The 21,270-nt window shown below is 64.2% G+C and carries 19 protein-coding genes; 6 read left to right on the plus strand and 13 right to left on the minus strand.

What is annotated here, in order from left to right:
* Positions 1-7 precede the first annotated feature (7 nt).
* A complete protein-coding gene (locus MKK53_RS21890) occupies positions 8-1,036 on the plus strand; it encodes an SDR family oxidoreductase (RefSeq protein WP_243930882.1) in 1,029 nt (342 codons plus the stop codon).
* A 25-nt stretch (positions 1,037-1,061) separates the two neighbouring features.
* Here MKK53_RS21890 and MKK53_RS21895 read toward each other — a convergent pair whose 3' ends face one another.
* The 12 genes from MKK53_RS21895 to MKK53_RS21950 all read right to left on the minus strand — a co-directional run bounded on the left by MKK53_RS21895 (position 1,062) and on the right by MKK53_RS21950 (position 16,178).
* The gene (locus MKK53_RS21895; protein ID WP_243930883.1) at positions 1,062-1,508 is read right to left on the minus strand and encodes a cytochrome o ubiquinol/quinol oxidase subunit IV; all 447 of its coding nucleotides are present in this window, start codon (positions 1,506-1,508) and stop codon (positions 1,062-1,064) included.
* A complete protein-coding gene (locus tag MKK53_RS21900; RefSeq protein ID WP_243930884.1) occupies positions 1,505-2,131 on the minus strand; it encodes a cytochrome c oxidase subunit 3 in 627 nt (208 codons plus the stop codon). The genes MKK53_RS21895 and MKK53_RS21900 overlap by 4 nt, the downstream gene beginning before the upstream one ends.
* Positions 2,128-4,230 (minus strand): cbb3-type cytochrome c oxidase subunit I, encoded by a 2,103-nt coding sequence (locus tag MKK53_RS21905; protein WP_243930885.1) that lies wholly within the window; start codon positions 4,228-4,230, stop codon positions 2,128-2,130. Before MKK53_RS21905 ends, MKK53_RS21900 begins: the two co-directional genes overlap by 4 nt.
* Positions 4,227-5,156, minus strand: a complete 930-nt coding sequence (locus MKK53_RS21910; protein ID WP_243930886.1) for a COX aromatic rich motif-containing protein — start codon at positions 5,154-5,156, stop codon at positions 4,227-4,229. Before MKK53_RS21910 ends, MKK53_RS21905 begins: the two co-directional genes overlap by 4 nt.
* Positions 5,149-6,852: a GMC family oxidoreductase gene (locus MKK53_RS21915; protein WP_243930887.1), complete on the minus strand. Its 1,704-nt coding sequence runs from the start codon at positions 6,850-6,852 to the stop codon at positions 5,149-5,151. Before MKK53_RS21915 ends, MKK53_RS21910 begins: the two co-directional genes overlap by 8 nt.
* 14 nt (positions 6,853-6,866) lie before the next feature.
* On the minus strand, positions 6,867-7,526 hold the full coding sequence (locus MKK53_RS21920) for a gluconate 2-dehydrogenase subunit 3 family protein (protein WP_243930888.1): 660 nt from the start codon (positions 7,524-7,526) through the stop codon (positions 6,867-6,869).
* 40 nt (positions 7,527-7,566) lie between these two features.
* Positions 7,567-8,574: a hypothetical protein gene (locus MKK53_RS21925; RefSeq protein ID WP_243930889.1), complete on the minus strand. Its 1,008-nt coding sequence runs from the start codon at positions 8,572-8,574 to the stop codon at positions 7,567-7,569.
* A 40-nt stretch (positions 8,575-8,614) separates the two neighbouring features.
* On the minus strand, positions 8,615-9,709 hold the full coding sequence (locus MKK53_RS21930; RefSeq protein ID WP_243930890.1) for an enolase C-terminal domain-like protein: 1,095 nt from the start codon (positions 9,707-9,709) through the stop codon (positions 8,615-8,617).
* A gap of 34 nt (positions 9,710-9,743) precedes the next feature.
* Positions 9,744-11,534, minus strand: coding sequence for a thiamine pyrophosphate-requiring protein (locus MKK53_RS21935; RefSeq protein ID WP_243930891.1), 1,791 nt, complete (start codon positions 11,532-11,534; stop codon positions 9,744-9,746).
* Between the two features lie 143 nt (positions 11,535-11,677).
* Entirely contained in the window at positions 11,678-12,634 is a 957-nt protein-coding gene (locus MKK53_RS21940) for an SMP-30/gluconolactonase/LRE family protein (protein WP_243930892.1), read from the minus strand.
* 125 nt (positions 12,635-12,759) lie between these two features.
* Positions 12,760-14,526 carry a glycoside hydrolase family 15 protein gene (locus MKK53_RS21945; protein ID WP_243930893.1) on the minus strand — a complete coding sequence of 589 codons (1,767 nt, stop codon included), beginning with the start codon at positions 14,524-14,526 and terminating at the stop codon, positions 12,760-12,762.
* Between the two features lie 83 nt (positions 14,527-14,609).
* Positions 14,610-16,178 carry a GMC oxidoreductase gene (locus tag MKK53_RS21950; RefSeq protein ID WP_243930894.1) on the minus strand — a complete coding sequence of 523 codons (1,569 nt, stop codon included), beginning with the start codon at positions 16,176-16,178 and terminating at the stop codon, positions 14,610-14,612.
* A 231-nt stretch (positions 16,179-16,409) separates the two neighbouring features.
* Between MKK53_RS21950 and MKK53_RS21955 the strand changes: the two genes are divergently transcribed.
* The 5 genes from MKK53_RS21955 to MKK53_RS21975 all read left to right on the plus strand — a co-directional run bounded on the left by MKK53_RS21955 (position 16,410) and on the right by MKK53_RS21975 (position 20,091).
* Positions 16,410-16,880 carry a DoxX family protein gene (locus MKK53_RS21955; RefSeq protein ID WP_243930895.1) on the plus strand — a complete coding sequence of 157 codons (471 nt, stop codon included), beginning with the start codon at positions 16,410-16,412 and terminating at the stop codon, positions 16,878-16,880.
* Positions 16,881-16,893: 13 nt separating this feature from the next.
* The gene (locus tag MKK53_RS21960; protein WP_243930896.1) at positions 16,894-17,355 is read left to right on the plus strand and encodes a cupin domain-containing protein; all 462 of its coding nucleotides are present in this window, start codon (positions 16,894-16,896) and stop codon (positions 17,353-17,355) included.
* Between the two features lie 20 nt (positions 17,356-17,375).
* Positions 17,376-18,350 (plus strand): SMP-30/gluconolactonase/LRE family protein, encoded by a 975-nt coding sequence (locus MKK53_RS21965; RefSeq protein ID WP_243930897.1) that lies wholly within the window; start codon positions 17,376-17,378, stop codon positions 18,348-18,350.
* Positions 18,351-19,056: 706 nt separating this feature from the next.
* The gene (locus tag MKK53_RS21970) at positions 19,057-19,518 is read left to right on the plus strand and encodes a hypothetical protein (RefSeq protein WP_243930898.1); all 462 of its coding nucleotides are present in this window, start codon (positions 19,057-19,059) and stop codon (positions 19,516-19,518) included.
* A 108-nt stretch (positions 19,519-19,626) separates the two neighbouring features.
* Entirely contained in the window at positions 19,627-20,091 is a 465-nt protein-coding gene (locus MKK53_RS21975; protein WP_243930899.1) for a DUF6641 family protein, read from the plus strand.
* A 236-nt stretch (positions 20,092-20,327) separates the two neighbouring features.
* On the opposite strand, the gene MKK53_RS21980 is transcribed toward MKK53_RS21975, so the two are convergent.
* Complete coding sequence (locus MKK53_RS21980; protein WP_243930900.1) at positions 20,328-21,161, minus strand: hypothetical protein; 834 nt, start codon at positions 21,159-21,161, stop codon at positions 20,328-20,330.
* Positions 21,162-21,270 lie beyond the last annotated feature (109 nt).

The raw sequence follows: 21,270 nt of genomic DNA on the forward strand, positions 1-21,270 counted from the left end.
ACATTCGATGATCCGCGAGAGAAAAGACGACCGGCGCTCGACCGTGGTCATAACCGGAGCAAGCGCCGGGGTGGGCCGGGCGATCGCTCACGAGTTCGCCCGGCACCGCTGGAACGTGTCCGTCTTGGCACGCGGGGAGGCCGGGCTGAAAGGTACATTACGAGACATTGAGCGGGCCGGCGGCCGAGCGCAAGCCCATCAAGTCGACGTCGCGGACGCCGATGCCGTCATGCGGGCGGCGGACGAAACCGTGATGGAATTCGGCGGTATCGACGTTTGGATCAACGTCGCCATGGTGACGATCTACGCCCCCGTGCAGCAGACCTCGCCGGACGAGTACAAACGCGCGACCGATGTGACGTACCTTGGGCAAGTCCATGGCACGCTCGCGGCCCTCAGGCACATGCAGCGCCGCAATGCCGGCACCATCGTCTGCATCGGCTCGGCCCTGGCGTACCGCTCGATTCCCCTGCAATCGAGTTACTGCGCGGCCAAGGCGGCCGTGCGCGGCTTCCTCGACAGCCTGCGCAGCGAGCTGCTGCATGACGGCAGCCGCGTGAGGTTGACGATGGTGCAGCTCCCGGCGGTGAACACTCCACAATTCGACTGGGCGCGCACGCGTATGCCGCGGCGTTTGGAGCCGGTGCCGCCGATCTACCAGCCCGAGGCGATCGCGCGCCACGTCTACAGCGCCGCGCACACTGCGCCTCGCGAGCTCTGGATCGGCTTTCCGACCTGGAAAGCGATCATCGGCAACATGATCATTCCCGGATGGATCGACGGATATCTCGCGCGACACGGTTATCGCGGCGAGATGACCAGCCAAGCAGCGCTCGAAGGGCGGCCGGACAACCTGTACGATCCGGTCGATACCGACCCCGGTGCGCACGGCCGCTTCGACGATCGATCGCTCACCACCGTTCCGGCCGCCGACCCTCGCTGGCTGAAGCTCGGCATCGCTACCGCGCTCGGGATGGCGTTCCTCGGCGCCCTATCGATCGCGAGAACCTCGGAGACGCACCGCCGGCTCCGATAGATCGATCGGGTGGTATCTGGATCGGCTACATCATCCGCATGCGCAGGTTGAGCAGCACGACGAGGGTGCCACCCACCATCAGGCAGACGATTAGCGTGGAGAACAAGATCAGCTGCAGGTCGTCGCGGTGCGATCGCCGCAAGTCGATGTGCAGGAAACACCGGAAGTGCACGACCGCTTGGATCAACGCCAGGCCGAAAACGATCGTGAGGGCGGTCGTTCCCGTCGCCCAACCCCACGCTACGACGGCAAATGCAGTTCCGGTCAATAGCAGCGCCAGGACGTAGCCGACGCCGTAACTTACCAAATCACTGCGCTTGGAATGGCGTTCGTCATCTCCCGTGCAGGCTCCGGCTCCATCTTCGGGCTCCCGCTTGGCTGCGCCGGTCGACGCTCTCGCGACGCCGAACAGGGCCGCTGCGGCGATGGCCTTGAGCAGGACGACACCCTTGTACTGGCCCCGTGTCGTCATCCGAGCTTACCCTGCAGGTAGACGACCGAAAAGATCGCGATCCAGATGATGTCGAGGAAGTGCCAGAACAGGCCGAGCTTGAGCAAGTCGAGTTTGACCCGTGCGTCCGTCCCGTAGACCGCGATCTGAGCGAGCATCACCACGATCCAGATGCAACCCGCTGTGACGTGGAGTCCGTGCGTGGGGACGAGCGCGAAGAACGCCGAGAGGAAGCCGCTGCGATCCGGCGTAGCGCCGTCGCGGAACATCGTCGCGAAGTCGCTGACCTCGAAACCGAGGAAGGTCAGGCCGAGGACCAGGGTGACACACAGCCAGACGATGAGGCCGGCTCGCGTCCGATCGTACTTCATCGCGATCGCCGAGAGCCCGAAGGTCAAGCTGCTCGTCAGGAGGATCAGCGTCTCGACGAACGCGCTGCCGAGCTTGAACTCCGCCTGCGGTCCGGGCGCGCCGGCGGTGGCGGCGAGCTGCGTGCCGTAGATCGCGAACAGCAGCGCGAACAACACGGCGTCGCTCATCAGGAAGATCCAGAACCCATAAAGGCCGATCTCGGCCTCGCCGGGTTCGAGTTCGTCCGAGCTGCGAAGGTTCAGCCCGATGTGCTTCAGCTGCAGACCGCTCACGCCGCTACCTCCGGCGGGAAGGGTTCCGCGAGGCCGAGGTTGGCCGAGCTCTCCTCGAGCTGACGCGACACTGGTCGCGTCCTGGCTGCCAGGGCGAGCCAGCGGGCCTCCGTGGCCTTCACCTCGGCGGCCGGGATCGTCCGGTGGGTGTCGCGCACGAAGCTGCGGGCGATCACCGCGAGCCAGGCCGTGGCAAAGCCGAGGAGGCTCATCCAGCCGATGTGCCAGACGAGGCCGAAAGCGCAGACCGCGCCGGCACCGCCGATGAGGGGCCCGACCCAGCTGTTCTTTGGAATCTGGATGTCGTCGTAGGCGTCGGCGAGCTTGTACGCGTCTCCGCGCGCCTTGTGCCAGTAGAAGGCATCGAGGTGGTAGACCCGAGGAATGGTGGCGAAATTGTACTCCGGCGGTGGCGCGGGGATCGACCATTCGAGACCGCGCGCGTCCCAGGGGTCGCCAACGGGCACCCGGTTGTGTTCGCGGTCACGCACGCTGACCCAGAGCTGCACGAACAGCGTCGCCAGAGCGGCGAGCAGGATGAAAGCGCCGATCACCGCGACCAGAAGCCATGGCTGGTAGTCCGGGTCGAAGAGGGCCTGGGAGCGCCGCGCCATGCCGCCGAGCCCGAGCACGTAGAGCGGCATGAAGGCGAGATAGAAGCCCACCACCCAGCACACGAACGAGACCTTGCCCCAACCTTCCGAGAGCCGGAACCCGAACGCCTTCGGGAACCAGTACTGGTATCCGGCGATCATCCCGTAGAGCAGGCCGGGGATCAGCACGTTGTGGAAGTGGGCCACGAGGAACACGGTGTTGTGCACGACGAAATCGATCGGCGGTATTGCGAGCATGACGCCGGTTATGCCGCCGAGCACAAAGGTCATGATGAAGGCGACAGAAAACAGCATCGGCGGCGTGAAGCGGAGTTCGCCACGAAACATCGTCCAGATCCAGTCGTAGACCTTGACCCCGGTCGGTACGGCGATCGTCATGGTCGCGACCCCGAAGAAGGCGTTGACGTTGGCGCTCTGACCCATGGTGAAGAAGTGGTGCAGCCAGACCGTGAACGACAGCACACCGATGGCCATCGTGGCGATGACGAGCGACTTATAGCCGTAGAGCTCCTTCGATGAGAACGCCGAGATCACCTCGGAGTAGACTCCGAACGCGGGGAGGATGAGGATGTAGACCTCCGGATGGCCGAACAACCAGAAGAGGTTGACGTAGTTCATCATGTTGCCGCCGAGATCGTTCGTGAAGAAGTGGAAACCGAGATAACGATCGAGGGCGAGTAGGGCAGTCGCGAGCGTCAGCGGCGGCATCGCGAAGATCATCAGGATCGAGGTACAGAGCGCGGTCCAGCAGAACAGCGGCATACGCGTGAGGTGCATCCCCGGGCACCGCTTCTTGTAGATCGTCGCGGCAAAATTCAGCCCCGAGAAGGTCGTGCCCAGGGAGGACAGGGTGATCGCCCAAATCCAGTAGTCCGGGCCGACGCCGGGTTGGAACGCAGTTTCCGTGTAAGGGGGGTACCCGGACCAACCCCCGGTGGAGAACTCCCCGACCGCCAAGGAGATCATCACGAGGCCGGCGCCGCCGGCCGTCAGCATCAGGCTGATCGAGTTGAGCAGCGGGAAGGCGACGTCCCGAGCACCGATCTGCAGCGGTACGACGTAGTTGATCAGGCCCGTGAGAAACGGCATCGCCATGAAGAAGATCATGATGGTGCCGTGTGTGCTGAACAGCTGGGCGAAATGCTCGGGCGCGACGATGCCGGGTGCGTTGACGGCGAGCGATTGCTGCGTGCGCATCAGCACCGCCTCGATCAGCGCGCGGCTGAGCATGACCCCGGCGATCACGATGTACATGATGCCGATTTTCTTGTGATCGAGACTGGTCAGCCAATCGAGGAACAGCGGTCGCCACCACCGCTTCCAGGTCAGCAGCGTCACGAGCGCGACGGCGCCGATCACCACCATCGCACCGGCGGCGGCACCGATGATCTCACTGAGGTTCGGGTTCTCCCAGGCGCGGACGAAAGGAAAGGCCTTTGCGTCGAGCCGGCCGAAGAGCGCGTACTGGATCGCGGCGTCGGTCATCGGTGTTCCGGTCCATGGGCGGCGTGCATGCCGGGGTCATTCAAGGCGACGATCGACTGGAACAGGTTCGGGGCGACCGAGCCGAACTGGCTCGGCACAACCTGGACCGAGCGCGCCGACAGGGTCTGGAAGGCGGCCATGTCGAGAGTCTTGCCGCTCGCCCGGACCTGGGCAAGCCACGCTCGATAATCATCGTTCGTCTCGGACACGACGGGGAATTTCTGGTTCTGAAATCCCATGCCGTTGAACTGCATGTTCTCGCCGCGGTATGTGCCGGGCGCGTCTGCAGCCAAGTTCTGCTGCGTGGTCATGCCGGCCATCGCGTAGATCTGACCGGCGAGTTGCGGGATGAAGAACGACTGCATCACGGTGGCGCTGGTCAGGCTGAGGTGGACCGGGCGTCCGGCGGGAATGACGAGCTTGTTGACGCTTGCCACGCCGTCATCGGGGTAGATGAACAGCCACTTCCAATCGAGGGCGACCACCTGCACCTGGATCGGTGGATACGACGAGGCGAGTGGTCTGTACGGGTCGAGCCGGTGAGTGTCTCGCCATAGGAACACGGCGAGGACCGCCACGATGATCACCGGCGGGATCCAAATCAGCCCTTCGAGCGGCCAGTTGAAGCCCCATTGAGGGCGGTAGGCGCTCTTCGTGTTAGACAAACGGTAGTGCCAGGCGAAGATCGGGGTCAGCACCAAAACCGGGCCGACGACGAAGATTAGGATCATGCAGACGATCAGGAACAGGCTGCGTGTCTGATCGGCGACCGGGCCGGCTGCGCCGAGCATCCCGTGATCGAGGACGCCGCAGCCGCCAAGCGGCAACACCGCGGTCACGGTGAAAGACGACGCGAGGCGAAGAAGCGCCCGGGCCCGCCGACCTCCTCCGACGGGGCACAGCTTGGTGATGGCCGCCTCAGGCATCGCGCTGGTGTCCGCCCCGGGCCATCGCCTTGATGCGGTCGGCGGTGCGCAGGGCGACCGCCTGGATCGTGAGGGAGGGGTTCACGCCTCCCGTGGTCGGGAAGACCGAACCGTCGCACACCCACAGGTTGGGGATGTCCCAGGACCGGCAATCGCCGTCCACCACCGAGGTCCGGCGGTCATGGCCCATCCGGGCCGTGCCATACAGGTGGTTGGTGTCGTCGCCCTGTTCCCAGATGTTGCGGCCGCCGGCCGCCGCGAGCGCCTGGCCCATGAAGTTCAGCCCGTGGCGGTTCATGGCCCGGTCGTTGTCGCACCAGGAATAGGTGATGCGCGGGATCGGCAGCCCGTACTGGTCGGTCTCGTCCGTCAGGGTCACCCGATTGCGCTCCTGCGCAAGGTATTCCGAGACGATCTTGAGACCAGCGACATGGTTGTAGCGCTGCATCTCGGAAACCAACGCCTCGCCCCACAGGCCGTGCGATCCGGCCTGGGTGCTGCCCCACTGGGTCGGCAGCGGACCCTGGCTCATGTAGCAGTAGCCGCCGTGGAAATCCTTGCCCCGGTCCTCGTAGTTCCAGTGCTCGGTCACCGCGAGCGAGGGCGGACCCTTGTAGCTGCGGATCTCCTCCTCGAAATCGCCCCAGACGGCCTGATTGCCCTGAACCATCAGGTTCTTGCCAACCAGTCCCGAGGAGTTGGCGAGCCCGTCCGGGAACTCGGGGTTGGCCGACATCAGCAGCAGGCGCGGCGTCTCGATGGCGTAGCCCGCAACGACGACGTTCTTCGCCCGCTGGAACCGCCAGCGGCCCTCCCGGAAGTAGTGGACGCCAGTGGCGCGTCCGTTCTTCGTCTCGATTCGCCCGACCATGGCGAGATCACGGATCTCGGCGCCCGCGGCGAGGGCGCGCGGCAGGTAGGTCACGAGCACGCTCTGCTTGGCGTTCGTGGAGCAGCCGACGACGCAGAACCCGCGGTAGACGCACGGCGGGCTGTCGCCGCGCGGGGCCGAGACGGTGGCGAGCGGCGTCGGTGTCCAATCAATGCCCATCGCCTCCGCGCCGCGGGCGAGAACCTTGGCCGCCGCATTCATCTCATGGGCGCGATAGCGGTAGCGCGGACGCTTCGGCCCCCAGGGATAGGTCACGGGACCCGAGATCTTCAGGTCGTCCTCGACCTGATCGTAGTACGACCACATCTCGCGCCAATCGAGCGGCCAGTCCGCACCGTAGCCGAGCAGCGTGCGCGACTTGAACCATTCCGGTCGGAAGCGCAGCGCCACCATGGCATAGTGGACCGTCGAGCCGCCCACCGCCTTGCCGGAGTTGTTCGAGCCCATCTGCAACGGGTTGTCGCCATCGACGATGCGCTCGTCCGTCCAGTAAAGTTTCGACTGATGGCGCTCGTCCGAGGCGAAATCCTCCAGCGGGCGCCAGTACGGCCCCGCATCCATCGCCACGACGGAGAAGCCGTGCTCGGCCAAGCGCGCGGCCAGCGTCCCGCCGCCCGCACCGGTGCCGACGATGACGAAGTCGACCTCGTCCTCGTCGGCGTGCTGGCGCATCGGCACCCACTCGCCCATCCGCATCACGTTGGGCGCACGGCCGTTACGGGCGCGGGGGGCGTGCATCGGGTCGTCGCCCGGCGTGCCATCGCGCGGGTTGTCGGCGGCGTTGCCAGTTCCAGAAAGTCGCATGGTCCAACCTGTCCTCAGCGTCCGACGCGCCGGTTTTGCGTGATGGCCTCACCCGCATCTCCGGGCTTGGCCTCGGCGGCCTCCCACGGATCGCGGCGGTCGAAATCCATGCGCACGTAGCCCCGCGGGCTCGCGGGTCCGCCGAAGCCGATCTCGCTCCAGGCGGTGGGGTGGGCGTAGTAGGCCTTGACGGCATCGGCCAGGACGCGCCCGGAGAAGAACTTGGCCGTCGGCATGTCCCCCCAAGCCGGGTGCGCCAGCGTGCCGGCCTCGGCGGCCTTGAGCAGTTCGTCACGCGCCCAGGCGCCGAGTTCGTGGAAGCCGGCGCCGTAGGCGGCGCGCGCCTCAGCGTCGAGGGCCGCGAGGCCCCGTCTCCAGGCCTCGCCCTGGTCCGGAAGATCTGCATGGCGATAGCCGTCGTGCTCGCCGGTGGCGAGCTTGTGGTCGATCAGCGCCGCTACCGGGATCGGATCGGCACGATCCGCGGGTTGGGGCACGACGCGGTCGCAGACAGCCTTCAGGGTCGTCCACTCCTCATCGTCGAGGAAGCGATGCTTCTCGGGGCCGATGCCGAGGCGCTCGGCGAGCACGTCGCGGGTCTTGGCGTTCCAGGAGGGGCTATCGCGCTTGGTCAGCACGTCGTAGCCCGGATAGAGGTCGCGTCTCGGGTGCAAGGTCTTCGATCCTGAGCGTGGGTTGAGCCGGAGGCGCCGTTCAGGGCCGCCGATGTTCCAGCAGTTCCAGGGCGGCGAGGCCCCCGAGCGCAAGGCCGGAGAACGAAGGGGGAGCCGGCAGCGGCGGCCCGTCGATCATGTTCTGGCGCCAGTTGTCCCAGCCGCCCATCATCCGCGCGACGCCGTAGGCGTGGAACGCGACGCCGAGCACGCCCATCGCTGAGACCGCCCACATCCCAGCCTTCGCCGTTTTGTGCGGCCTGCCGGGCTCCGCAGCGGCGGCCGTGGCCAGTATCGCGGCCGCGAGCGGCGGCAGGGTCACGGGCACGAACATCGCCGGGTTCTGGAAGGCGCCGCGGAAATGGAGCAGGCCAGCCTCCAGGGTTGTGCCGACGAGCATGCCGGCGGTCGCCACAGCGAGGGCACCGCCGGCCGGCAGGCCGGCAAGTTCGGGCGCGTCCGGGTCGGCATCGCGCACCCTCTCGGCTGCTACGCCGAGGATGCCTGCCAGCGTCAGCGCCATGGGGGCACCAATCGGCGCGCCGTAGAACAGGTTCTGCCAGGAATAGCCGCCCTCGCGCTTGCCGACGTTCCAGGCGTGGAAGCCGAAGCCGACGAGGCCGGTGACGCCCGCCATCGCCTGCACGGCGTGCCGCACGTGCGAGCGTCCCGGATCGGTATCACCGGCCCCGTGTAGGGACGAGGCCAGCGTCACGGTCGAGGCGATGATCGGCGTGTACATCGCCCGGTTGAAGAACTGTCCGCGGTAGTGCTCCAGGCCGGAATCGAACAACACGGAGGCCGCGAGCATCGAGGAGGCGTGGTTCAGTCGCTGCGCCGCGCTCGCAGTGACCTCCGTGCCGCGCTCGCGGTAGCGGCGCGACCCCTTCACCCGGACCTGGCGACCTCCGTGCGGTGTCAGGCCGAGCCGTTTCGAACGACCCGCCGCGAACCAAGTCAGCACCCCGGCCCCGGCCGCGACGAGGGCCAGCGCCACGACCGGGTGGACCTCCGCCTCGAACCGCACGGGCGCCGTGCGCGGCCTCACGCCGGGAAGCCCGTTCCCACGGGCCTCCATCGATCCCGCCTCAGACAGCATAGGCTTCCGCATCCTGGTGCTTGAACGTCAGTCCGTTGCCCGGCCGGGAGAGATCCGGGGCGATGAAACCGTCGCGCGCCACCGGGGCGCCGTCGAACAGCATCCGCTCGATGCGGACGTGATCGTGGAACCATTCGAGGTGGCGGAAGCGGGGAACCGCGACCGCGACGGGTAGGTGAAGCGCCGGGGCGCAGTGGCCGGAAAGATCGATGTGCGCCGCCGCGCACAGCGAAGCGACGGCACGGAAACCGGTGTAGCCGCCGCAGCGGGTGACGTCGGCCTGCGCCACGTCGACCGCGCCGGCCGCGAGCAGGCCGTGCATGTCATCCAACGTATAGACATACTCGCCGGCCGCGATCTCCATGCCGACCGGTGCACGCGCACGGACCAACGCAAGGCCGGCGGGATCGTCGCTCGTCACCGGCTCCTCGAACCACGCCACGTCGAACGCCGCGGCGGCTTGCGCGAAGGCGCAGGCCCGCTTCGGGGTGAAGGCTCCATTCGCGTCGACGAACAGGGTGGCCTCGCCGATGGCCCGCCGTGCGACCGCCATCCGTGTGGGATCACGCCCCGGCTCGCTACCGACCTTCATCTTGACCGCGCGACAGCCGTCCCGCTCGACCCAGCCAGTGAGCTGCACGCTCAGTTGCCGGTCGTCGTACGAGGTGAAGCCGCCGCTGCCGTAGATCTCGGCCGCGTCGCGAGCGAGGCCGAACAGTCGCGCCAGAGGAAGGTCGAGGAGGCGCGCCTTCAGGTCCCACAGGGCCGTGTCGAGGGCCGAGATGGCACTCGCGGCGAGACCGCTGCGGCCGAGGTTGCGCACCGCGCAGCGAAGCGCCGCATTGAGCCGAGGGATATCGAAGGCGTCACCTCCTTCCAGGATCGACGCTAGCGTCGCGCCAATGAGGGCGGCGACGCTGGCGTCGGTGTAGCTGTAGCCGAGGCCGGTTCGTCCGGCGGCCTCGACGTGGACGACGACGATCGTCGTCTTCTCCCACGCGAAGGTACCATCGGCTTCAGGTGCGTCGGTCGGGAAGGTGAAGGCGCGAGCCCGCACCGCCGTGATGGTCGCTTGGTTTGCCATGGGCTGTGCGGGAAGGGCGGTCGCCGCCTCCGTCCTACTTCTTGCCGCCGGGCAGCACGCCCGCCAGAACCTGACGCGCGGTATCGACGAGGAGGTGGCGCTCCTTCGGGTCTCCCTTGCCGAGCATCGACATGAAGTTCTGCACCTGCTGGAAGGTGAAGAACGGCGGCAGCGGCGGCACCTCGGGGTCGGTCTTGACCTCCAGCACCACCGGCACCGGGCTCGCCAGCGCCTCGTCCCAGGCCGCGCCCATCTTCTCCGGATCGTCGACGTAGATGCCCTTCAGGCCGATCAGCTCGGCGAACTTGTGGTACGGCACGTTCGGGATGGTTTGGCTCGCCTCGAACTTCGGGTTGCCTTCCATCACCCGCTGCTCCCAAGTGACTTGGTTCAGGTCCTCGTTGTTGAACACGCAGCAGATCCAGGTCTTGTTCGACCAGCGATGCATGTACTTCGATACCGTGATCAACTCAGCCATGTTGTTCATCTGCATGGCGCCGTCGCCGACCAGCGCGATCACCGGACGGTCAGGATGGGCAACCTTGGCGGCGATGGCGTAGGGCACCGCCGCGCCCATCGAGGCGAGGCCGCCGGAAAGCGAGCACATCTGACCGCGGCGCATCTTCAGGTCGCGGGCGAACCAATTTGCGCAGGAACCGGAATCCGAGGTGATGATCGCCCGCTCGGGCATCCGCGGGGACAGTTCCCAGGTCACGCGCTGCGGGTTGACCGGGTTGGCCTTGGCCATCGCCCGATCCTCGGCCTCCTTCCACCAGGAGACCATCCCCTTCTCGATACCGGTGCGCCAGGACCCGCCCTCCTTCTTCTGCTCCAGCAGGGGCAGCAAGGCCCGCAGCGTCTCGGCGGACTCGCCGCAGAGGGGTACCTCCATCGGGTAGCGCAACGACAGCATCTCCGGTGAGATGTCGATCTGCACGCCTCGGGCCTGCCCCTCCGCGGGAAGGAACTCGGCCCAGGGAAATCCCGAGCCGATCATCAGGAGAGTGTCGCACTCCTCCATCATGTCGGAGGACGGCTTGGATCCGAGCAGACCGATGGTACCGGTCACGAAGGGTAGGTCGTCGGGCAGGGCCGCCTTGCCGAGCAGCGCCTTGGCGACGCCGGCCTGAAGCTTGTTGGCGACCGCGATGACCTCGTCGGTGGCATGCAGCGCGCCCGCACCGACCAGGATCGCGACCTTCTTGCCGGCGTTGAGCACGTCGGCGGCGCGGCGCAGGTCGGCATCGAAGGGCACGACCTTCGGGGCCGTGTAGCCAACGCCGGAGAAGGTGTTGCCGTGCTTTCGCACCGGAGCCTCGTAGGGGACGTCCTGCAGGTCGTTGGGCAGGATGATCGCCGAGACCTTCCGCTCCGCCTTGGCGATGCGCATGGCGCGGTCGACGATGTGGCGGACCTGCGCGGGCGAGGAAGCCTGCTGCACGTAGGCGGCGACGTCCTTGTAGACGCTGGTGAGGTCGAACTCCTGCTGGTAGTGCGCGCCGTTGACGTTACGGGCCTGCTGGCCGGCGATGGCCAGGAGCGGCACGTGGTCCATGTGCGCGTCGTACATGCCGGTGAGCAAGTGCGTCGCGCCGGGGCCGGAGGTGGCCATGCAGACACCGACCTCGCCGGTGAACTTGGCGTAGGCCGCCGCCATGAACGCGGCCATCTCCTCGTGGCGGACCTGGACGAACTCGAACGGCAGGTCGTTGCGCTGCATGGCGCCGAGCAAGCCGTTGATACCGTCGCCGGGGTAGCCGAAAATCGTCTTCACGCCCCATTCGGCGAGGCGCTTCCAGAAGAAGTCGGCAACGGAATCGGCCATGTCGGGTCCTTGAAAGATGTGCAGCGATAGCATCGCACAGACAGGTCATGTCGTTGCGACGTGGGAGATGCCACGCTGTGTTGCGCACCGGTTCCGGCTAACCAGATATATGCTAGTCGGTTCCTGGTCGCATTGCGCGCGATCTAACGATCCCGTGAAGTGGTGCTGGCTTGCCCCATGCCGAGGTCGAGAGCGTAGAGGTGTTGTTTCGAGGTGATGAACAGCCGCTGCTCCCCCGGCGCGAAGCAAAGGTTGGAGCACACCTGCGGTGTCGGGATCAGCCCGAGCCGGTGCCCCTCGGCGGAGAACACCTGAACCCCGGCTCCGGAACTCGTCCAGATCCAACCGCGGCTGTCGACCCGCAAGCCGTCGGGAATGCCAGGCTCGACCTCGGCAAAGACGCGACGGTTTGCGAGCGCTTGTCCTTCGATGACCTCAAATGCAAAGATTGTGTGCCGACCCCCATCGAGGGAACGAGAGGTGTCGGTTACGTAGAGGGTTGTCCCTCCGGGAGCAAAGGCGAGACCGTTGGGTTGTTCGAGGTCGGCCATGCGTGCCGCTTCCCCGGTTTTCGGATCGAAGCGATAGACGCTGCGATGATCGAGTTCGGCTTCGGCGAGTGTGCCCTGCTTCGGTAGGACGAGGCCGTAGGCGGGATCGGTGAACCACAGCGCACCGTCGTCGGCGCAGACGACATCGTCGGGCGAGTTGAAGCGTTTGCCCTGGTATGTGTCGACGACGACCTGGTAACGCCCGTCCGGCAGCGTCCGAGATAGGCGCCGAGTGCCGTGCTCGCAATGGATCAGCCCGCCGTCGCGGTCGATCGCGTGGCCGTTGATGAACGGCGTCGCGTCGACGACGACCTCGACGCAACCATCCTCGCGCCAGCCGAGGACGCGGCGACCCTCGACATCGGACCAAACCAGCATCTGCCGAGCTGGCCACCACACTGGGCCCTCGCTGAAGGTCGCCAGATCGTACAGAGACATGAGTCGGGCGCCGTGCGTCACGACCTCGGCGAAGCGGGGGTCGAGCGCCCGCGGTGCATCGACGTGCGCGACCGGATTCGGTGGGCCAGCATGGCGAACCACGTCAGGCATTCCATTCGTCTCCTCGGTGATGGCGGCCGACGCCCGCTCGGCGTGTTCTCAGCCCCTTCCCGGCAAGACGCACGACAGGATCGCGTTCGCTGGTCCACGGGATCGTGATAGATGCAATGGCACGCTCAGCCCCCGCCGCGATCGACGACCGGTCCGCAGAGGCCCAACGCCGTGTTTACGACGCCGAGATGTGTCAGGGCTTGGGGAAAGTTCCCGGCGAGACATCGGCCAGGTACGTCGTACTCCTCCGAGAGGAGGCCGACGTCGTTGGCTACGCCGAGCACGCGTTCGAGATAGGCCTCGGCCAATTCATTGCGCCCCTGGAGGCGCAGGCAATCGGCCATCCACAGCGAGCACGGCAGGAACGCTCCTTCGTCGCTGGCGTCCCCATTCGCACGCATGCGCCGGATCAGACCGTCCTGGTCGAGGTCCGTCCTGATCCGCTCGATCGTCGCCGCCATGCGCGGCTCCTTAGCCTCAAGGAAGCCGACGAGCGGCAGCAGTAGGAGACTCGCGTCGAGCTCATGGCTGCCGTAGCTTTGCGTAAAGCTGCCGAGGCCAGCGTTCCATCCCTCGCGGCAGGCTTCGGCGTGCACTCTGTCACGGCTCGCCGTGAGGATCGCATGCAAATCCTGAGGCATATCGCAGTGCCGTAGCGCCCGGTCGAAGCCAACCCAGCACATGGCCTTGGAATAGGTGTACCGCCTCGGATCCCCGCGTGATTCCCAGACCCCGGCACCACGATCCTGCCATATCCGAGCGAGGTGCTCGATGAGCCGCCGCTCGACGATACGCTGATGCTCCGTCGCCGCGATGCCGACGCGTCTCGCCAGGGCCAAGGTGTCCAAAACCTCGCCGTAGACATCGAGCTGCTTCTGGGTGGACGCGGCGTTACCGATGCGCACGGGGCGCGCCTCCCGGTAGCCTGGTAGCGCGTCCACGGTCCATTCGGACAAGTGCCTGGACCCATCGACGCGATACATGATCCGGAGCGCGTCGGGATTATCGGCGATGGCACGTAAGAGCCAATCGCGCCACGCCGTCGCCTCGGTCTTGAAGCCGGCATTGAGGAAGGCGCCGAGCGTGAACGTGGAGTCCCGCAACCAGGAATAACGGTAATCCCAGTTCATGCCACCGGCCGGCACCTCCGGCAGACTCGTGGTCGGTGCGGCGATCAACCCACCCGAGCGCGCGTGCGTCAGGGCTTTAAGCGTTAACAACGACCGCTTGACCGCGCCGGGCCAACGGGTACGCGCGGCATCGAACCCCGAAATCCAGCCTTCCCAATGTGCCTGTGTCGCCTTGAGCGCGGCGTCGACATCGAGACGCGGTGCCTCGCCGCACCAGGAAACCGTGCGTGCGAGGACGAACGTAACGCGTTCGCCCTCGCGCAGGGTGAACGTCCCTCTCGCTCCGCCATCCGATACACCGACGGGCACGCTCGTATGAAGGGTTAGACGATGTCGGCCGGCCACTGCCACAGCACCGCCGTCATGCGTCTCCCACCACGGCGCCAGCGCACCGTAATCGAAGCGAGGACATACCTCCCAGTCCACCTCAACGGTGCCGGACAATCCCTCGACGATGCGGACTACAGCCGAAATCGTCTCGCGGATGGGCATGAAGTCGGTGATCCGAACCGTTCCGCCGGCTGTCCTTATCTCGGTCTCGAGGATCATCGAGTCGCCGCGATATCGACGTGCGATGTCGATGACCGGCGCCTGAGGTGCGATCGACCAGCGGCCATTCTTTTCAGTTCCGAGAAGCGCACAAAAGCATGCGTCGTCGGAGAAATCCGGCCAGCACAGCCAATCGATCGAGCCATCCCGCGCGACGAGGGCAGCGGTCTCGCCATCGCCGATCAGGGCATAGCTCTCGATGGGTTTGCTCAAAGCTAATCTCCTCGACGCAGCAAGTACTGCGTGTCTCGCCCTGACGCGTCTTTCGGCCCGCACATCGTAGAATAACGAGTCTACTAGGCGAGCCGCCCCTTGATGTGGTCGGCGACCCGGAGTGCGTTAGCGATGATCGTCAACGTCGGATTGACCGCCCCGATCGACGGGAAAAAGCTCGCATCCGTGACATAGAGATTATCGAGCTCGTGCGCCTTGCAGTTCAGGTCGAGCACCGAACGCTTGGGGTCGGGGCCGAACCGGAGCGTTCCCGCCTGGTGGGCAGTGCCACTCAGAGGGATATTCTTACCGAGATAGAGCGAGCGCTCGAACAGGTAGGTGTAGGCACCCCCGGGCCGCAGCAAGTCGGAGAGCTTGCTTCGCAGGCGATCGTGCGCCTCGCGATTGTTTTCTTCGATATCGAGGATCACTTGGCCATCGCGATCGAGCATGACCCGGTTGTCGGGATGTGGCAGATCTTCGCTCTGCAGCCAGAAATCCATAGAGTGGCGCGCGACCATATCGAACGGGGCGTTCGGCAGGAAGCCGGTCCATTTGGGGAACTCCTCGCCGCGGATCTGCTCCGGATGCGTTTTGGCGCACATCTGGATCAGGCCCATCGGGTATTCCCAGTCCTTCGACGCGAAGTAAAAATCCGATACCGCGAGCGTTTTCTGGAAAACGGTGTCGTTCGCCTCCTTCGACAAAGCCATCAATACGGACATATTATGGCGCATGTAGTTGCGCCCGACCTGATCGGAGCCGTTGGCGAGGCCGTTCGGATGCGCTGCATTGGCCGAACGCAGGAGCAACAGGGCGGAAGAGAGCGCGCCACAGGCGACGACGACGATGTCGGCGCTGTAGCGCTCTTCCCGGCCCTCCCGGGTCACACAGACCCCAGTTACGGTGTGGCCGGCTGGATCGGTTTCCAGCCGTGAGACGTAGGCGTTGACCAGCAGCGTGACGTTGTCGTGCTTGGCCAGCGTCGGGTCGACGGTCATTACCTGGGCATCGGCCTTGCCGTTCAGGAGACAGGGAAAGCCGTCGAAGGCATCGCAGCGAATGCAGATGCTGGTCGGCGTCGGCTTTCCCCCACGTTCGTCGAGCTTGATCCCGAGCGGCAGGTGAAACGGGTGCAGGCCTTCCCCTGCCCAATCTTCCGAGAGCTTTTGGATGCGCGGTTCGTGGCTGACGGCCGGATGATCATAGGGTCCACTCGACCATGGCTCGGTTGGATCCTCACCGCGTGTGCCGTGGACGGCAAACAGGCGCTCCGCCTGTGCGTAATACGGCTCGAACTCGGCGTAGGAGACCGGCCAAGCCGGCGAGATCCCATCCACGTGTCGAACCTCGCCGAAGTCGCGCTCGCGCAGGCGGAACAAGGCGGCACCGTAGACCTTCGAGTTGCCTCCGACGTAATAATGCAACGCTGGGCTGAATGACCGTCCATCACCGCCGTACCACGTCTCACGCGCCTGGTAGGCCCCGTCCACGAAAACGGTCTTGGCCGACCAGTTATCCTGCGAGCGCGGAAGATAATCGCCACGTTCCAACAGCAGGATGCGCTTACCCGTATCGGCGAGCCGTGCCGTCAGTGAACCGCCGCCAGGCCCAGATCCGATGACGACGACGTCGTAGTGGTCCTGAGGCATCGATCAATCCGGTACTACGGCGTGTTGAGAAAGCCGTCCTCGCGTAACATCGTGCGGATAGAGGCGTTCCGTATCAAGCGCTCACGGGATCGTGCTGTGAAAGCTCAACCTATCTTCCGGTGCGATACGAAACCGGGGAAACTCCTGGATCGAAGTGACGTTGAGCACTGCAATCGTATCGCTATATCATTCTGCGCCGGAGCGACCTGTGCCCCTATCGAAGACCTTAGAATGACTTGGCTCGACCTGATTGCAGTCCCTCTCCTGGCCAAAATCTGTCTCGTCAGCATGTTTCCCCTGAGCGCCTACGACAAGATCGTCCACTGGGGCGAGGCGATGGATCAGGCAAAATCCGGACCCTTGCCGTTTCCAGCTTTGCTACTGATCCTGGGCATTGCCGTGGAGGCGATCACGCCAGCACTTATCGTGATCGGGCTATGCGACCGCGCGGCGGCATTCGTGCTCGCCGGGTTCTGCGTGATCACAGCACTGATGTATCACCAGTTCTGGAAGTTCCCGCGGTTCTGGTCGAGGAACGGCCAGGGTAGGACGCACCTCTGGGACTTCTTCAAGAATTTCGGTCTGGTCGGCGGTCTCTTGCTCGTAGTGATCGGTGGGAGCTACGCCCCTGTCTTGCATGTGGTAGCGCATCCTCTCTCGAACGGACCGACCAGCGCCCCCTCAATCCTCGACCGCCGCTGAAGGACTTGTGAGTATGTCTGATCAACGCGACCAGGGAACGCCACCGACACTGTCGTACTGGCACGTCTATACCGATGCCGTCGGCGTGAGCCGCCAAGCACGGTTCGAGATCTCCGCATTCAAGCTCGAGGGTGTGAACCACGAGACGGCGCCGCAGTGGAACGACAAGCAGGAGCCATCGAAGGCTGCAGTGACCTTCACGGTACTGCCGGTCGGTTGGGTCGGGCAGTGGCACGAGAACCCGAAGCCGCAGTGGATCGCGATCCTGTCTGGACGCTGGTTCGTCGAGACCATGGATGGCACACGGGTCGAGATGGGTCCGGGCGAGCTGATGATGGGCGAGGACCAGAACACCCGTGAGCAAGACGGCAAGAAGGGCCATCTCTCCGGAACGATCGGCGATGAGCCGTGCACGATGATCGTCACCGGCCTCGACGTCGCGCCGACCGTAAACCAGCCTGGGCGCTTCCGCTGATCCAGGACGAGGACGTGCCGATGTCGCAGGACAGAAACCTTTCACCCGGGCGCTTGCTCCGACGGCCTGGTAGCCCGGGCAAGATCGATGGCTTCACTGGCGTCGAGGTGCATGATCTCCGATTGGCGGCCGTGCTTTCTCCGGATGAAGAATGGGATGTGCTCTACACCTTTACGCTGCATGGCGAAGGCACGGTCTGGGACACACCGCGAGACCGCCTCATCTGGTCCGACGTTCCGAACCGGCGCCTCCTGGCGTGGTATCCTGACGGCCGGGTCGAGGTGGTCATCGACAACACGCAATTCATGAACGGAAACGCGCTCGGCGCCGATGGTTACCTAGTCCACAGTGAGCACGGACGGCGCTGCATCAGTCGCTCACGCGGGGACGGTCAGCCCGAGCCGATCGTAACGCACTACAATGGCAAGCGCTTGAACTCCCCCAACGACGTCGCCGTGGCGGCGGACGGGACGATCTGGTTCACCGATCCGACCTTCGGCATCCTGATGCCGAACCAAGGTAGCCTCGTCGATCCGGACCTCGATCATCGTAGCGTCTACCGCTTCGACCCGCGCGCTGGCTCGCTGCGCCGTATGGCCGACTTCGAACAGCCGAACGGCCTGTTTTTCTCCCCTGACGGCCGCAACCTGTATGTATCTGACACGGCACGCTCGCTCGGTGAGATCATTGGTGGTCATGAGCGTGACACCCATGAGATCCTGGTGTTCGATGTGGCTGCGGATGGCACCCTTTCGAACCAACGCCTGTTTTGCCGGCCAGACCACGGTTACCCGGATGGGTTCGCGGTCGACGAGCGCGGCTGGGTCTGGACTACCGCCGGAGATGGAATACACATCTACGCCCCGGACGGCTTCCGCCTCGGTTTTATCCCGACGCCCGATACGCCGTCGAACTGCGCGTTCGGCGGTCCGGCGCAGCGACGCCTGTTCGTGGCAGCTACATCCTATCTGCTCTCGATCGAATTGATAGCTTAATAATCTACAGAAATCGCAACCAAAAATAGTCAATACTTAGGTTCAAAGTACTAGATTCCGTAACATGCCCTTATGCGAATGGCCGGTCGCAGCCGGTAGCGTCCGCTTACGGGACGTCATCGAAGCGATTTGAATGACTGGAATGGTTGCAAAGCGGAACGACCGCTTTAATTCTAAATTCAACGCAGTCAGTCCCCAGTTCTCTATCCGGCACACGTCAGACGTTCGGCGCGCGGCTCGGTCAGTACGAACCCATGCTCATCTGAACCTCATTTTTGTAATAGCTGAGGCAAAAAATGTGATTTTAATTTCGATTATAGGGTGCATAAAAAACTTGCGTCAGCAATTCTAGCAACCCAGCGCCAAATCCCGGCAAAAATATATTCTGCTGTGTTTGCGGGTCATTAAATACAAAATGCTTTCGAGAATCGATAACACGCCAGTCAAAGCGGGTTTTTAGCTATGGATGCCAGATTAGCACAGCCTCGCCAAAAAGGCATGTTCTGACCCTTGCACTGCATCCCCGTGGTGGCGGAATCTGTGCACGATTAAGCATCGCGTCTATTAGTGATCGTAATTTTTTGTTTGTGTGTCATGCTTAGACGAAGTGACACTGCGAGCTCACCTATCGCATGATTGCTTGTGCAGCCTCGATGTAATCTCGAGGCAGTCGACTGCTGTTGCGCCGGTAAGAACTAGAAGGCCAATGATGATGGACAACCGTGATATGCGTATGATGTCTAAGCTTCATTTGACAGAAAAGGAAGCTGCGAGTTTCCTTGATTCATGGTTCGACGAAGAGAGCCAAGAACGATATGTATCTTTCGATATGCCTGCGCTAGAGAGGACGATTCTGGCTGCGACGACGTTAAAGCTTAATGGTATAAAAGCTCGCGATATGGGTCAGGACGAATGGCTGACATTAGCAGCTGGACTTGCATTTACGTGCTTGAGAGGCGGTGAGCCCGTTCTAAGGATGACCGGTCGCCACTTCAGATCGTATGAACCATTGAAAATTTTCCAATTGGGCCACAGCTGGCGTTACTTGAGCGGTAGGGGATTAAAATACTGGTATTTCGGACACGATCTTGCATTGCAAAGCTTTCGTGTGACAACCTATTATCACATCAATAAGAGGGGGCATCATTTGGGATGTTTTGACGCTTAGCTCAGCTCTTCTCTTATGGGTTTATACAATCTTCGGTTGAACGGCAGGGTCGCGGCTGTAACGTCCTGTGCATGAGAGCTGACGGAGCTCACATGCGAGGAGACAGTGATGAGTGTGTTGAAGACCCTCAAGCTGAGTGCGGCGGCTCCCACCGCATCGGCCAACGATCCACTGGGCCGTGCACGGGACAAGCTGCTGGCACAACTGGCTGACCAGCGGGACATGGTGAGCGCCTCGCTGGAAGGCCGCCTGTATGAGCCGCCCAAGATGCTGGCCCTGCGCAAGGATGCTTCGGGCCAGCGGGTACGGGTTGAGGTCAACCGCCGCGTGCGCCGGGGCTGGTTTCAGGACCCGGCGGGCACCGTGCACTTCATCATGCGCGTGGGCGGCAAGCCGCTGGAGCTGCAGCCGGGCAAGGCGGCGATCAGCATTGGCAACCTGGACAAGCTGCCGGGCACCCTGGAGGCGCTGATCACCGCCGTGCGCGCGGGGGAGCTGGATCCGCAGATCAAGGAGGCCGCCGCGGCCCGCGGGCTGATGATGGCGGAGCGCCGCAAGCCCCGGGCAGCTTGATCGCTGCGAGAGCGACGGTGAACGGCACGGCTGATCATGCCGCTCACTGCGCCGTCTGCTACGTGCGAAGAGGACCCCGTACATACCCTCAAAAACTGCGTTCTAGCGGTTTTTCTGAGCGTAATCTCAAGAGCTTAGGTAAGCCAATGTGGTCGCCAGCTACTTGCGCGCAGAACGTCAAGATCCAGCGACCGCCACGCAGCCAACGGCCTTCGCAGCCCTCCCCTGGCGACCAATCAGTGCGCGAGGCCCACCGGCTTGTCGAGCTCTACGCGGAACCGGATTGCCCGATCGAACAGCGGGGCTTTCCGGTATTGCCGTTCCCGCCGCCAGGAGGGGGAGCTTTCATCACCCACCAACCGGGTTTCGAACAGGCCCAACCATGTGAGCGGCCGCAACACCCGGCTCTCGAAAGCGAACCCTGCGTAATCCGCCGGGCCGTGGTCCAGCGCGGGGTCCCAAACCGTACAGCTGCGCATCAGGTCTTCGCGGGCGACCCAGCCCGGGGACGTGATGGAAAGGCACCACAGCACGATGCCGATGTGGTTCTGCGGCCAGGCCTCCATGGGCACGCGGTCGAAATAGCCAAGGTTGACGCGCCAGAACATCGTCTCGAACAGGCAGCGGAACAGCTCACCGGCTTGCTCCTCACGGCCAAGAGCTGCACCGGCTTTGGTAGCGAGCAGAAGCTTCTGCCGTTTGCGAAACAGCTTGGCAGTTTGCGCGACGAGCCGGGTGGCCTCCACCGGCATCACGTCGATCTCATTGAGCACCTTGTTCATCAGGAGCACCTGGGCCTTGTCATAGCTGGGCCAGGTCATGGCATCGAAGAGTGCGCGAACGTCGGCGCGGCTCAGCGCCCCCGTGGCGGTCAGCGTGAGGCCAGAGTGAGCCTGAGCCCGCTGGATCATCTGGCGGGTGGTACCAACCAATGGCGCGGCCATCGCGGCATCAGCCGTGGCATCAACGGTGATCACCTCCGGCATTCCTCCGGCCGACAGCTCCAGCAGGGCATGCAAGCTGGCGTGCGTGAGGAGGCTCCAAACCGGGGGATGGGTAAGCGTGGTCATCCGCGAATATGTGCCACCGCCCCGGCGGCGATGGCCAGGATTTTCAGCCCTGCTGCTGAACGCTCACCCGTGCGCTTGAAGGGCGCCCGTGCTGCGAGGGCGCTGAACC

Source organism: Methylobacterium sp. J-076 (genome assembly GCF_022829405.1).
Lineage (GTDB): Bacteria > Pseudomonadota > Alphaproteobacteria > Rhizobiales > Beijerinckiaceae > Methylobacterium.

What these genes read in the sequence shown, in the direction of transcription:
- MKK53_RS21890 (WP_243930882.1), top strand. Translation starts at nt 8, where the DNA reads ATGATCCGCGAGAGAAAAGACGACCGGCGCTCGACCGTGGTCATAACC.
- MKK53_RS21895 (WP_243930883.1), bottom strand. Translation starts at nt 1,508, where the DNA reads ATGACGACACGGGGCCAGTACAAGGGTGTCGTCCTGCTCAAGGCCATC.
- MKK53_RS21905 (WP_243930885.1), bottom strand. Translation starts at nt 4,230, where the DNA reads ATGACCGACGCCGCGATCCAGTACGCGCTCTTCGGCCGGCTCGACGCA.
- MKK53_RS21910 (WP_243930886.1), bottom strand. Translation starts at nt 5,156, where the DNA reads ATGCCTGAGGCGGCCATCACCAAGCTGTGCCCCGTCGGAGGAGGTCGG.
- MKK53_RS21915 (WP_243930887.1), bottom strand. Translation starts at nt 6,852, where the DNA reads ATGCGACTTTCTGGAACTGGCAACGCCGCCGACAACCCGCGCGATGGC.
- MKK53_RS21930 (WP_243930890.1), bottom strand. Translation starts at nt 9,709, where the DNA reads ATGGCAAACCAAGCGACCATCACGGCGGTGCGGGCTCGCGCCTTCACC.
- MKK53_RS21935 (WP_243930891.1), bottom strand. Translation starts at nt 11,534, where the DNA reads ATGGCCGATTCCGTTGCCGACTTCTTCTGGAAGCGCCTCGCCGAATGG.
- MKK53_RS21940 (WP_243930892.1), bottom strand. Translation starts at nt 12,634, where the DNA reads ATGCCTGACGTGGTTCGCCATGCTGGCCCACCGAATCCGGTCGCGCAC.
- MKK53_RS21950 (WP_243930894.1), bottom strand. Translation starts at nt 16,178, where the DNA reads ATGCCTCAGGACCACTACGACGTCGTCGTCATCGGATCTGGGCCTGGC.
- MKK53_RS21955 (WP_243930895.1), top strand. Translation starts at nt 16,410, where the DNA reads ATGACTTGGCTCGACCTGATTGCAGTCCCTCTCCTGGCCAAAATCTGT.
- MKK53_RS21960 (WP_243930896.1), top strand. Translation starts at nt 16,894, where the DNA reads ATGTCTGATCAACGCGACCAGGGAACGCCACCGACACTGTCGTACTGG.
- MKK53_RS21965 (WP_243930897.1), top strand. Translation starts at nt 17,376, where the DNA reads ATGTCGCAGGACAGAAACCTTTCACCCGGGCGCTTGCTCCGACGGCCT.
- MKK53_RS21970 (WP_243930898.1), top strand. Translation starts at nt 19,057, where the DNA reads ATGATGATGGACAACCGTGATATGCGTATGATGTCTAAGCTTCATTTG.
- MKK53_RS21975 (WP_243930899.1), top strand. Translation starts at nt 19,627, where the DNA reads ATGAGTGTGTTGAAGACCCTCAAGCTGAGTGCGGCGGCTCCCACCGCA.
- MKK53_RS21980 (WP_243930900.1), bottom strand. Translation starts at nt 21,161, where the DNA reads ATGACCACGCTTACCCATCCCCCGGTTTGGAGCCTCCTCACGCACGCC.